11 protein-coding genes are annotated in these 12,607 nt (G+C 49.3%); 10 read left to right on the top strand and 1 reads right to left on the bottom strand.

Annotation, left to right across the window (positions count from 1 at the left end; all coding sequences use genetic code 11):
• The first annotated feature begins 63 nt into the window (after nucleotides 1-63).
• Complete coding sequence (gene ttcA, locus Q7V32_RS02170) at nucleotides 64-918, top strand: tRNA 2-thiocytidine(32) synthetase TtcA (protein ID WP_304895351.1); 855 nt, start codon at nucleotides 64-66, stop codon at nucleotides 916-918.
• 3 nt (nucleotides 919-921) lie between these two features.
• Entirely contained in the window at nucleotides 922-1,659 is a 738-nt protein-coding gene (locus tag Q7V32_RS02165; RefSeq protein ID WP_304895350.1) for an S-adenosyl-l-methionine hydroxide adenosyltransferase family protein, read from the top strand.
• A gap of 47 nt (nucleotides 1,660-1,706) precedes the next feature.
• On the opposite strand, the gene Q7V32_RS02160 is transcribed toward Q7V32_RS02165, so the two are convergent.
• On the bottom strand, nucleotides 1,707-4,013 hold the full coding sequence (locus Q7V32_RS02160; protein ID WP_304895349.1) for an NADP-dependent malic enzyme: 2,307 nt from the start codon (nucleotides 4,011-4,013) through the stop codon (nucleotides 1,707-1,709).
• A gap of 445 nt (nucleotides 4,014-4,458) precedes the next feature.
• Between Q7V32_RS02160 and Q7V32_RS02155 the strand changes: the two genes are divergently transcribed.
• From Q7V32_RS02155 to Q7V32_RS02120, 8 genes are all read left to right on the top strand, one after another.
• Nucleotides 4,459-4,884, top strand: coding sequence for a MarR family winged helix-turn-helix transcriptional regulator (locus Q7V32_RS02155; protein WP_304895348.1), 426 nt, complete (start codon nucleotides 4,459-4,461; stop codon nucleotides 4,882-4,884).
• Nucleotides 4,885-4,998: 114 nt separating this feature from the next.
• Nucleotides 4,999-5,883 (top strand): hypothetical protein, encoded by an 885-nt coding sequence (locus Q7V32_RS02150; RefSeq protein ID WP_304895347.1) that lies wholly within the window; start codon nucleotides 4,999-5,001, stop codon nucleotides 5,881-5,883.
• 15 nt (nucleotides 5,884-5,898) lie between these two features.
• The gene (locus tag Q7V32_RS02145) at nucleotides 5,899-7,383 is read left to right on the top strand and encodes an MMPL family transporter (RefSeq protein ID WP_304895346.1); all 1,485 of its coding nucleotides are present in this window, start codon (nucleotides 5,899-5,901) and stop codon (nucleotides 7,381-7,383) included.
• Nucleotides 7,337-7,591, top strand: coding sequence for an MMPL family transporter (locus Q7V32_RS02140; protein ID WP_304895345.1), 255 nt, complete (start codon nucleotides 7,337-7,339; stop codon nucleotides 7,589-7,591). The genes Q7V32_RS02145 and Q7V32_RS02140 overlap by 47 nt, the downstream gene beginning before the upstream one ends.
• A 92-nt stretch (nucleotides 7,592-7,683) precedes the next feature.
• A complete protein-coding gene (locus Q7V32_RS02135) occupies nucleotides 7,684-8,151 on the top strand; it encodes a hypothetical protein (RefSeq protein WP_304895344.1) in 468 nt (155 codons plus the stop codon).
• 155 nt (nucleotides 8,152-8,306) lie between these two features.
• A complete protein-coding gene (locus Q7V32_RS02130) occupies nucleotides 8,307-9,800 on the top strand; it encodes a SulP family inorganic anion transporter (RefSeq protein ID WP_304895343.1) in 1,494 nt (497 codons plus the stop codon).
• The gene (locus Q7V32_RS02125) at nucleotides 9,800-10,666 is read left to right on the top strand and encodes a universal stress protein (protein ID WP_304895342.1); all 867 of its coding nucleotides are present in this window, start codon (nucleotides 9,800-9,802) and stop codon (nucleotides 10,664-10,666) included. Before Q7V32_RS02130 ends, Q7V32_RS02125 begins: the two co-directional genes overlap by 1 nt.
• Nucleotides 10,667-10,884: 218 nt before the next feature.
• Nucleotides 10,885-11,877 (top strand): cytochrome-c peroxidase, encoded by a 993-nt coding sequence (locus Q7V32_RS02120; protein ID WP_304895341.1) that lies wholly within the window; start codon nucleotides 10,885-10,887, stop codon nucleotides 11,875-11,877.
• Nucleotides 11,878-12,607 lie beyond the last annotated feature (730 nt).

The raw sequence follows: 12,607 nt of genomic DNA, 5'->3' as shown, positions 1-12,607 counted from the left end.
CGGACCGTTTTTATTCCGTCCGGTTGTCATCACTCCACACCCAAGAGTCTTTTTTCGCTGATTATGTTCGATCTGAACCAGAAATCCCGCACCCAATTCAATAAACTGCAAAAACGTCTTCGTCATGCGGTGGGCGATGCGATTGCCGATTACACCATGATTGAGGATGGCGATAAAGTCATGGTGTGCCTGTCCGGTGGCAAGGATTCCTTTACGATGCTGGACATCCTGATGAATTTGCAAAGGACCGCCCCGGTAAAATTTGAATTGATTGCCGTGAATCTGGATCAGAAACAGCCCGGATTTCCAGAGCATGTCTTGCCTGAGTATTTAACAAGCATCGGCGTGCCTTTTCATGTGATTGAAAAAGACACTTACAGTGTTGTCAAGCGCGTTATTCCGGAAGGAAAAACCACCTGCGGGCTTTGTTCCAGGCTGCGCAGAGGCACGTTGTACGGTTTTGCAGAAGAACATGGGATAACCAAAATTGCTCTGGGTCATCACCGTGATGATATTTTGGAGACGTTTTTTCTGAATATCTTTTACGGCGGCAAATTAAAAGCCATGCCGCCTAAATTATTAAGCGATGATAAAAAAAATATCGTCATACGCCCCATGGCCTATTGCCGTGAAAAGGACATTCAACGTTATTCCGCATTCAGAGATTATCCGATTATTCCCTGCAATCTGTGCGGGTCTCAGGAAAATCTGCAAAGACAAGCGATGAAGATGATGCTCAAAACCTGGGATAAACAGTTTCCAGGCCGCCTGGAAACCATTTTTACCAGTTTGCAAAACGTAGCGCCTTCGCAATTGGCGGACAGGCAGTTATTTGATTTTGAAGGCCTCAAACAAGGCTCGCTGGAACACTGTGAAGTGATTGATTTTTCGACGGGGTTATCCGTTCTCGCTCAATGATCCATGAGCTTTTGTTTTGCTCTGTTCACTGATTTCGGCCCGGCAGGTCCCTACCTTGGTCAAATGGAGAGCGTTCTCCGGCAGTTTGCTCCACACATTCCCGTTATACATTTAGTCAGTGATGCACCTTCTGCCAATCCTATCGCCGCCAGCTACCTGTTAGCTACATTACGCGGCAGTTTTCCCGAAGATACCATTTTTTTAACAGTCGTTGACCCCGGCGTGGGCGGTTCAAGGCGACCCGTTGTGCTTTGTGCGGACGGACAGTATTTTGTAGGACCGGATAATGGCCTGTTGAATACCGTTGCCGTGCAGGCCAAGACAGTTGAATGGTACGAAATCATTTGGCGTCCGGACGTGTGTTCAAACAGTTTTCATGGCCGTGATATTTTCGCTCCGGTAGCCTGTGCCTTGGCGAACGGTTTGCTGGCCGATTATTGCAAACCGGTGCCACAACCGGATCTCAGTGCCTGGCCTTCCGATTGTAATCAGATTATTTACTTTGATTTCTACGGTAATGCCATGACAGGTCTGCGTTACGAGCCAAATCTGGATGTTCGTCAGTTAGTCATCAATGAACATTGCATCGATCAGGCATCAACATTCTGCTCAGTGGAAACAGGCCAGCCGTTTTGGTATTGCAATTCCTCGGGATTGGTTGAAATTGCCGTCAACCAAGGTAAAGCCCAGGACCTTTTGAATTTAAAAATGGGCGACTCTTTTCACTTATTGCCAAACTGAAAAAGGCCTTACTTTTGACAACCAAGGCTCCCTTTTTCACCGGCACCTTATTTTTCGGTGTCTACAACCGATAACGCTGTCATATTGACAATTCTTCGCACGGTAGCCGCTTGCGATAAGACATGGATAGAGCGGGCGCAGCCCAGCAATATCGGACCGATCGCGACGCCATTACCGGCCGCGCTTTTTAATAAATTGTAAGAAATATTAGCGGCGTCGATATTCGGCATCACTAATAAATTGGCGCTGTCAGTTAACGTGGTATTCGGCATTCTTTTCTTTAGCAAGCCATGCTCAAGGGCGATATCGCCGTGCATTTCGCCGTCGACCTCCAGTTCAGGCGCGATGGTCTGGAGAATAGCCAATACGGCGCGCATTTTTTGTGCGGATTCACTGTTGCCGGATCCGAAATTTGAATGTGACAGTAAGGCGACGCGCGGGACAAGGCCGAAGTGACGCAGTTGTTCGGCGGCCAGAATAGTAATCTCTGCCAGTTGTTCGGCAGTTGGATTTTCATTGACATGCGTATCGACAATCGCAATTTGTCTATTCGGTAAAATCAGAAAATTCATTGCGCCATAGGTATTAACACCTTTGCGCTTGCCGCATACATGATCGATGTAATGCAGATGCAAGGTGGAATTACCGAATGTTCCGCAGATCATACTGTCGGCATAACCTTTATGAATCAACATGGCCCCGATCAGCGTGTGCCGACGGCGCATTTCCAGTTTTGCGTATTGTTCGGTTACCCCTTTTCTTTCGGTCATCAACAGGTAACTCTGCCAAAAATCACGATAGCGTTCATCGTATTCCGGGTTGATAACCTGATAATCAATTCCGGATTTAAGCCGTAAGCCAAAACGGACTATCCGGTTTTCCAAGACAGCAGGGCGGCCTACTAAAATGGGAACGGCGATTTTTTCATCGACAATAATTTGCACTGCACGCAAAACACGTTCATCTTCACCCTCGGCAAATACCACGCGTTTTTTGGCATCAGGGGTCTTTTTTGCGATCTGAAAGATTGGCTGCATTATCGTGCCGCTTTGATATGAAAAATGCTGCAACCGGTCGATATAGCCATGCATATCAACAATAGGCCGACTTGCAACCCCTGAGTCCTGGGCGGCTTGAGCTACTGCCGGAGCAATCTTGGCCATCAGGCGCGGATCAAAAGGCATGGGAATAAGATAGTCCGGGCCAAATGATAAATTTTTGATGCCGTAGGTTTCAGCGACTATGTCCGATTGTTCAGCTTCTGCCAGTTCGGCGATAGCATGGACCGCCGCGATTTCCATTGCCCGGTTTACGGTCGTCGCGCCGCAATCCAGTGCGCCTCGAAATATATACGGAAAACAGAGCACATTGTTGACCTGATTCGGATAATCCGAGCGGCCGGTAGCAATGACGGCATCATCCCTTACGGCCTTGACTTCCTCAGGCGTAATTTCCGGTGTTGGGTTGGCTAATGCAAACACCAAGGGCTTTGCCGCCATGGTTTTTACCATGTCCTGTGTTAATACGCCGCCGGCAGACAGTCCTAGAAAAATATCGGCACCGACAATGACTTCAGCCAACGTTCTGGCGCTGGTGTCTTGGGCATAAACGATTTTATTGGGGTCCATCAATTCCTTACGGCCCTGATAAACGACTCCGTAAATATCGGTCACAAAGATATTGGCGACCGGCAAGCCCAGGTCGACGATTAGATCCAGACAGGCCAAGGCCGCTGCGCCTGCGCCGGAAACCACCAGTTTACAGTCAGACATTTTTTTGCCGACAACTTTTAAACCGTTCAAAAACGCCGCGCCGACTATGATCGCCGTACCGTGCTGGTCGTCATGAAAGACCGGAATTTTCATGCGTTGCCGCAAGTTACGCTCGATCTCAAAACATTCCGGGGCTTTGATATCTTCCAGATTAATGCCGCCAAATGTGGGTTCCAGAGCAGCAATGATGTCGCATAGTTTATCCGGATCCTGCTCATCAATCTCAATGTCAAAGACATCGATACCGGCAAACTTCTTAAACAGAACGGCCTTGCCTTCCATGACCGGCTTGGAAGCGAGCGGGCCGATATTACCCAAACCCAGAACTGCGCTGCCATTGGTGATAACGCCGACCAGATTGCTGCGCGCCGTGTATTTGGCAACATTGGCCGGATCTGCCACGATTTCATTGCAGGCGACAGCGACGCCCGGCGAATAGGCTAGGGACAAATCATGTTGATTGGTCAGTTGTTTGGTCGGGGTTACACTGATTTTACCGGGTACGGGCAGGTTGTGGTATTCGAGTGCGGCTTGATGAAATTGTTGGCGGAGTTGTTCTTTGGTGTCAAGGGAGTCAGTCATGCTGGCAGTTTAATCAAACGGATTTAAAGTCGTTATCTTAACAGAACCGGCCTTTGACGAATGCGCTTTATCTTAATTTTATAATTCTCTAATGGACAGACGGCACGTTGAAAATACCGGAGTTGATGAGGCGTGCGACCTATTAAAATAAAATCGACCAAGCTGCGGCTTGCCAAGGTGGCAATTGGTTAGCCTGAGACGACTGTTGGCAATTTCTTTAAAAAGCGAGTCGTTTCCTGACAGATATGGTATCGGCATGTTTCACCCAATGGAGAACTGCGTCCGAATGGTATGAAGCTGTTATCGGATGATGAAGCAAAGATAGAAGTTGGGATTTTTTCTTCAGGTACTTAGGCCAGAAAAACTTATTTTAAATATAATAACCATAGCTTATAATATTTGTTACCTATAGCTTTCATCGCACTCAATCTCCATTTCACTTTATATGCATTCCAAATTCGGCTTTCTCAGTTACGAAATCAGCCACATAATCCGTCAACGCTTTAATAAAGAAGCTGAACATATTGGCTTTACCCATTCGCAATGGCGAGCATTGGTGCATTTATCCGAAAACGAAAATTGCCGTCAGATCGATCTAGCGGAGATTTTAGAGATTAAACCCATCACGCTGGCCAGACAAATCGATTTACTCGAAGAATCAGGTCTGGTGCGTCGTAATAAGGACGCAGATGACCGCCGGGCTTACCGGCTGGAAGTCACCGATAAGGCGCGCACGGTGATGCAGGAACTGTGGACGATCGCCGATGCGGTGGAGGCTAAAGTCCTAGCGGCTTTAACTGAAGAGGAAAGGGGCATGATGGTCTCGTTACTGGAGCGGGTCAAAGCCGGCATTGCCCAAAGTACCGATTAAATTCGCTCAGCCGTCCTCTCATGTGTTCGAGACACACAGACCCCAACATTTTGTGCAGTCCAACCCTGAATTGAATTGCCGCTCCGATAGCGCCGTTGCGGCACATACACCCCTATGATCCATTCTTTATTTCCCCGATCTGCCCGCGCACTATTGCGCTTTCCCTGGCTGATTTTCCTGTCGATTGTAGTCCTCTGTCTGGTCAGTGCCGGTTATACCAGCCGCCACTTGGGCATCAACAACAATACCGCGCAATTGCTGGATCAGGACTTGCCGTTTCAGCAAGTGCGGCTGAAACTGGAACAGGCCTTTCCGCAAGATGCTGCCACCATCATCGCCGTTCTTGCATCCCCCACTCCGGAACAAACCGCGCTGGCCGCCGATTTTGTCCAGCGGCGCCTGCAAGCCGAAACGGAAGTTTTTGAATCGGTTTACAGTCTCGAGAACGATCCGTTCTTCCGTCGGCAAGGTTTTCTCTATCTGGACCTCGATCAATTGGAAATGCTGTCAGCCAAATTGGCCGATGCACAACCGTTCATCGGCTATCTGTCTCAGCATTATCATTTGGCCGGCTTGACCGACATACTCACGCTGGCCCTGGAAAATCAAGCAGCTGATTCGGCCATGCCGCTGGATAACCTGCTCGGTGCCATCGACCAAACCGTAGTTGCTGCGAACCAAGGCCAGAGTCATTTTCTATCCTGGCAGCAATTGCTGACCGGTGTGGACAGCGAACAAAATCGCACCCGGCGGTTGCTGATTATTAAACCCCAACTGGATTTCAAACAATTGATGCCGGCGGGTCAGTCCATGGCCTATTTGCGTAGGTTAACCGAAGACCTGACGATGCTTTATCCCGGTGTGACGGTCGAGCTCACCGGCGAAGTGGCCCTGGAGCATGAAGAGATGGAGACCGTCAATCACGACATGCTGGTCTCCGGCCTGACATCGTTTGTGTTGGTCTGCATTTCGCTGTGGCTGGGCTTGCGCGCCTGGTAATTGCTCCTGTGCACGTTGTTAGCCTTGATCGCCGGACTGGTTTTGACCGCCGGCTTCGCCGCCGTGGCGATTGGTCATCTTAATCTGATTTCGGTGGCGTTTGCGGTACTTTACATCGGCTTGGGAGTGGATTTTGCCACACATTTCTGCCTGCATTATCAGGAATGCCGTGCCCAAGGCATGGATGCCGACACAGCGCTGTTACACAGCATGACCTCGGTCGGGCCGTCACTGCTGATGTGTGCGTTGACTACCTCGGCCGGTTTTTTCGCCTTCATACCCACTGATTTCAAAGGCGTATCGGAACTGGGTATTATCTCCGGGGGCGGCATGTTCATTGGCCTCGGCGTATCGCTGACGCTGTTGCCCGCCATGTTGAAAATCCTGTCGCCTCTGCCGATGTCAACCCGGCGTCCTGCGTCATTGCCACTCTGGCTTTATGATTTGCCGTTCCGCTATGCTCGCAGTATCCGTATCGTGTCATTGTTACTGGCGGTAAGCGCAGCTTTCAGTCTGACCGGGATACGCTTTGACTCGGCATCGATCAATTTGCGCGATCCGAAGTCCCCGTCAGTGATCGCCTTTAAACAGTTACTGCAAAGCCAAACCGAATCGCCGTTTGCGATTTCCGCCCTCGCCGACAGTCTGGAGCACGCCAATCAATTGGCGGACCAATTTACCCGTCTGCCCAGCGTGCATCAGGCCATCACCCTCAGCAATTTGGTCCCGGATGAGCAAGAGCAAAAGCTGGAGATTATCGATAATCTCAACCTGATCATGCCGATGCAACTGAATCAATTTGCCTCAGTTTACGAGGCATCGGACGTGCGCGCGTCCCTGGTCAAATTGCAGGCCGCATTGCTGCAAGCCAATACTCATCCAGCGGCCGGATTGACTGTCGAACGCCTTGACACCTTGCTTAAGCATATCGATGAATTCATCCACAAAGCCGATAGCGATGGTGAACCGGGTACCGCTTATAAAAATCTGGAAGACAGTATTTTAGTGCTGTTGCCGCACACGTTGTTGATTTTGCGTGATGGTCTGGCGGCAAGCCCGATCGAACTTGACAATCTACCCGACAGCTTGCGCCGGCACTGGGTGAGCGATAACGGCCGTTTTAGGGTGTTGGTGACACCGGCGCAAGACTTGAATGCGCCTGACCATTTGCGCGAGTTTGTCAGTCAAGTCATGGAAACCCATCCAGCCGTATTCGGTTTGCCGATTGGCGATGTAACCTCCGGTCATGCGGTGGTCGATGCCTTTATTCAAGCGTTTGCCAGCGCGCTGCTCCTGATCGTGTTATTGCTGTTGCTGATGACCAAGCCTGAAGGCAACATTATGGGTAATGGCGCCCTTGTTGTTGGCAGCGTTGCTAACAGCCGCCTGCAATGTCTGGTTAAACAACCCCTTCAATTTCGCCAATATCATCGTTTTGCCGCTCTTGTTGGGCATGGGAGTAGACAGCGGCATACACATCGTCCAGCGCTTACGGCATAGGCCGGATCAGGCCGATGAGTTGTTGCATTCGAGTTCGGCGCGTGGCGTGTTTTTTAGCGCCCTGACCACCCTCTGCAGTTTTACCAGTCTGGCTTTCAATACCCATCAGGGTACGGCGAGCATGGGTTTACTGTTATCGGTCGGTATTGTCTTGACGATAATCTGCAGTTTGCTGGTGTTGCCGGCACTGGCCGTGAAAAGGCGGTGAAAATAAGGATAGGCTTGATAAAATAGCTATATTTGCAATATAATACCTTATGCTTATAATTTATGCAGTATTTGCGGCTTCAACCTAAGAATATGCCTGAAGAGCCCCCAAATACCGACTTACAAACTGACCGCCAATTATTGACTCGCATCGCTTGTCGGTTAATTGTGACGTTTTTGCTGATCGTATTTTTTGACACCTTGCTGGACGGGTTGATCGAAGGCTTGCACATTGTTTTCGAACTGCTGCATTTACTGATCGAAGTCTTCGAACACCTGCTCGAAGAGCTCTTGGAGCACCTGCTCCACACCACTCATCATCAAAGCGAAATCATCATCTTCAATAGCATGGTGCTGGTGTTCATATTTGGAATCAGTTATGCGGTTAAGTGCTGGCCAGCTCTGTCTTTGCGGTGGCAGCAGCGCCTGCAGGCAGCCTGGCAGGCTTACAAAAACCGTAAAACTCAGGCATGGCAATGCTTGCCGCATCGGCAAAAAATACTGGTGTCAGTCGCTTACGCGAGTGGCGGTGGTTTGCTCCTGTTTCTGCTGACGCTATAGTCACGTAACAAAGCTTACTTAATTTTTTACTACTTAACTCAAACACACATGCATAACCGATCCGGTCCGCCTTGATTTATTAATCACGTCCTATTTTTTACTCGCTCCTACTTAGGCTATGCCTGGCATAGCCTTTTTTGTTTCAAAGGATACACATGCTCTTTTTATCGAAAAAACAGGACTGGCTAGGCAACATCCGGGGTGACGTGCTGGCCGGAACCGTAGTGGCATTAGCCCTGATTCCGGAAGCCATTGCCTTTTCCATCATCGCCGGGGTCGATCCCAAAGTCGGTTTGTACGCCTCGTTTTGTATTGCCGTAATCACCGCCTTTCTCGGCGGTAGGCCCGGCATGATTTCGGCGGCGACCGGTGCGATGGCTTTGCTGATGGTGACCTTAGTCAAGGATCACGGCCTGCAATACCTGCTGGCTGCGACATTATTGACCGGTGTTTTGCAAATCATTGCCGGCTATCTGAAACTGGGTAGTCTGATGAGTTTTGTGTCCCGCTCGGTGGTAACTGGCTTTGTCAATGCCCTGGCCATCCTGATCTTCATGGCGCAGTTGCCGGAGCTGATCAACGTGACGTGGCACGTCTATGCAATGACCGCTGTTGGTCTGGCCATCATCTATTTGTTTCCTTATCTTCCGCTCATCGGTAAATCCTTACCGTCACCCTTGATTTGTATCATTGCCTTGACCGTCATCGCCGTTTATTTTCAACTGGATATTCGCACGGTCGGCGACATGGGCCAACTGCCGGATACGTTACCGATATTCCTCTGGCCTGAGGTGCCATTAAATTTCGACACCTTGAAAATCATTCTGCCATACTCGGCGCCGTTGGCTGTGGTGGGCTTGCTGGAATCGATGATGACGGCCACCATCGTCGACGACTTAACCGATACGACCAGCGATAAAAACCGCGAATGCAAGGGCCAAGGTCTAGCCAACATCGGCGCAGGCTTGCTGGGTGGTATGGCCGGCTGCGCGATGATTGGCCAATCCATCATTAATATCAAATCGGGCGGCCGTGGTCGTCTATCAACCCTCTGCGCGGGTGTATTTTTGTTGATTATGGTGGTGTTTTTGGATAAGTGGATTTCGATGATTCCGATGGCCGCTCTGGTGGCGGTGATGATCATGGTCTCCATCGGTACGTTTAGCTGGCGTTCGATACTGAACCTCAAAGCGCATCCACTCTCCACCAATGTGGTGATGATAGCCACCGTAGTCGTAGTGGTTTGGACGCATAACCTGGCGATCGGCGTGTTCGTCGGCGTGCTGCTGGCTTCTTTGTTCTTCGCTAACAAGATCAGCCATTTCATGTACGTAGAATCCAAATTGGATGAAGCAACCGGTACACGAATTTATAAGGTCGTAGGCCAGATATTTTTCAACTCGGCGGACAAATTCGTCGCCAGCTTCGATTTCAAGGAAGCGGTGGACACTGTAGTCATCGACTTGAAACGCGCGCATTTCTGGGACATTACCTCGGTCAGCGCGCTCGATAAGGTCGTCATCAAGTTACGCCGTGAAGGCGCAGACGTTGAATTGATCGGTATGAATGAAGCCACCACCACCCTCGTTGACCGCTTTGCGATACACGACAACCCCGAAGAAATTGAACAAGTCATGGGAGGCCATTGATGAATACAACAAAAAACCTGGTATTGGCCGGCATCGACGGCTCATCTTTAACCCATGCCGTCTGCGATTATGCCGCCTGGCTTGCGCAAAAAGTGGATGCCCCTTTAAAACTGCTGCATACCATCGATCATCACCCCGAAGCTACTGATCATACCGATTTGACCGGCAATATCGGTGTCGATAGCCGTGACCATTTAATGGATGAATTGACGCAACTCGAACAGCAACGCAGCAAGTTGCGGCTACAACAAGGTAAGCAATTTCTGCAAGCCGCCAAAGAGCGGGTTATGCAGGCCGGTATTCTCGACCCTATCACCAGTCAACGCCACGGCAGTTTGGTTGAATCTTTGATCGAACTGGAATCCGACTTGCGGGTGCTGGTCATCGGCGTGCGCGGCAAGGTACACGAAAACCAGCCCGACAAGATCGGCGCCAAGCTGGAGTCCATCGTCCGCTCGCTGCATAAACCGATTCTGGTGGTGAACGCCGAATTCAAAGTGCCGGAACGTATCATGCTGGCTTACGACGGCAGCCAGGCTTCCGAAAAAGCTCTGGACATGGTGGCCAACAGTCCTTTGTATAAAGGCCTGACGTGTCATCTGGTCTGCGTCAGCAAGGATGAAGGCAAAGGGCAACTCCTTGAGATCGCCGCCAACAAACTGCACTTGGCAGGCGGTATTGAAGTCATTGCCAAAAAACTGGTGGGCAAACCCGAACTGGCGTTATCCGAGTATCAAGAGCAAAAAGCCATCGACATGACCGTGATGGGCGCATTTGGCCATACCCGAATTCACGACTGGTTATTGGGAAGTTTTACGGTAAAAATGTTGACTCATAGCCCTAAGCCTTTGCTGTTACTGCGTTGAGGCACAAGCCTCTCGACAGGGTGTTATCGACAGACTGATGCATGACAGGCGTTAGCTGGCGCACCGATTGTTTATGATGAATACCCAATGCCCGTGATCCATCGTTAGCTATCTGATCAAATAGAGCAAAAATAGCAGCGAAGGCATTTTGTCGGCCCTAGCTAACGGGCGGTCTGTACCATGTTTCATTCGATCTTAAAACCTGCGGAGAATGCATCATGCTTGCTGAGATCAAAAATATTTTTTCTGTTGCACTGGTTGCGGCGTTAATTGGTGCACCGGACATAAGTCAGGCCGATGATGCCGACATGGATTTAAAAGAACAAGCACAGGCCTTGTTCGGCATCATCATGCCGGCGCTCTCCGATAACCCCGATGTTTTGCTGGGGCAAGCCTTATTTTGGGATGCACGGGTTTCCGGAGATGGCAAGACGGCTTGTGTCAGTTGTCATCAAGCCGAAGATTGGGGCGCAGACCGGCGGACATTTTCACCTGACGCCAAGGGCAAGCTGACTTCGCGCAATGCGCAGACAGTGTTTAACGCAATGATGCAACCGACTTTACGCTGGACGGGGGATAGGACCTCCGGCGCCCATCAGGCCGAAAAATCGCTGACCGGTTCCATGGGATTCAGTTCTGCCGATGCAGTGGTTCCGGTTCTTGCCTCACTGGGTTATGAGGCGGCATTCAAGGCTGCTTTTCCCGAAGCGTCAGTCCCTATTTCTCCTTCAAACTATGCCAAAGCGCTTCAAGCCTATCAGGCAACTTTATTGACCCCCGCGCCGTTCGATCACTTTCTATCCGGTGATGATTCGTCGCTGACCGTTCAGCAAAAAGAGGGCTTGGCTTTATTTATCAAGACCGGTTGCGCATCCTGCCATAGCGGTCCATTGCTGGGAGGCAATTCCATTCAAAAGTTTGGTGTCGTCAAAGATTATTGGTTAGCGACTCGATCTGAAAAGCGGGATCCCGGACGTTTTGACGCGACCCAAAATGAAGCTGATCTTTATACATTCCGTGTCTCCATGTTGCGCAATATCGCCAAAACTGCTCCTTACTTCCACGATGGCTCTGTAGCAGAACTTGAACAGGCGGTGCGCATTATGGCCGAAGTTCAGCTTGGGACAATTTTGAGTGATTCCGAAGTAAAGTCTATTGTGGCTTTTCTTGAGTCGTTGACCGGTGATTTACCCGTTAATTACAAGCCTTGATTTGATCTATACGGTCAGTTAGGAAATAACTTAAAAGTGTCGCGTTAAGGGTTTAAAATAAAAGAACCGGCCAAATCGTTGTGCATTTTGAAGTCATAGCAGTCGGGTTTGTATGACATTCATACAATTTAAACGGTATTTTCTATCTTTTAGTGATCATGAAGTGTGTAAAGGTCAGTATCACTTTTCGGTATGAATGGCAAATAAGCTGCCATTAAAATGTCATGACGCTCCCTTAATTTCGGGCTTAATAGGATGTGCCGACGTTAGGAGGCGCATCGCTCGAGTTGTTATGTGAAACAAGGTATTTATGAAAAAATTGGGGGCATAATGAAAACAACGAGATTGACGGTATTGAGTGACGCGATCTATATGAAAAACGATTTTGAAATCAAGAATCTAAGGCGATAGCATCGAAACCCATTAACAGGTTGTAATTCCATTTTCGGATAATTTCATGATTTGAAGAGAAGTCTGATCGTCTTGTTACGCCCCCTATCTGTAGATTAACATAGCGATCCTAAGCAGCCGATCACTCATGTGTTCGTTATGTGTCCGATTATCATTTAGTATCCACCATTAAAAACCATATTCATGGTTATTTGTAAATTGCTCATGATAGGGAAAACTGAGCGACAATAAACACCATTCAACATTTGGTTAAATGAAATGACGCCTTTAACTATCGGCAAACTGGCCAAACAAACCGATGTCACCATCGAGACCATAC

Origin of the sequence: Methylicorpusculum sp. (genome assembly GCF_030651835.1) — a bacterium.
GTDB lineage: Bacteria > Pseudomonadota > Gammaproteobacteria > Methylococcales > Methylomonadaceae > Methylicorpusculum.
This window is presented reverse-complemented; position numbering and strand designations above follow the sequence as displayed.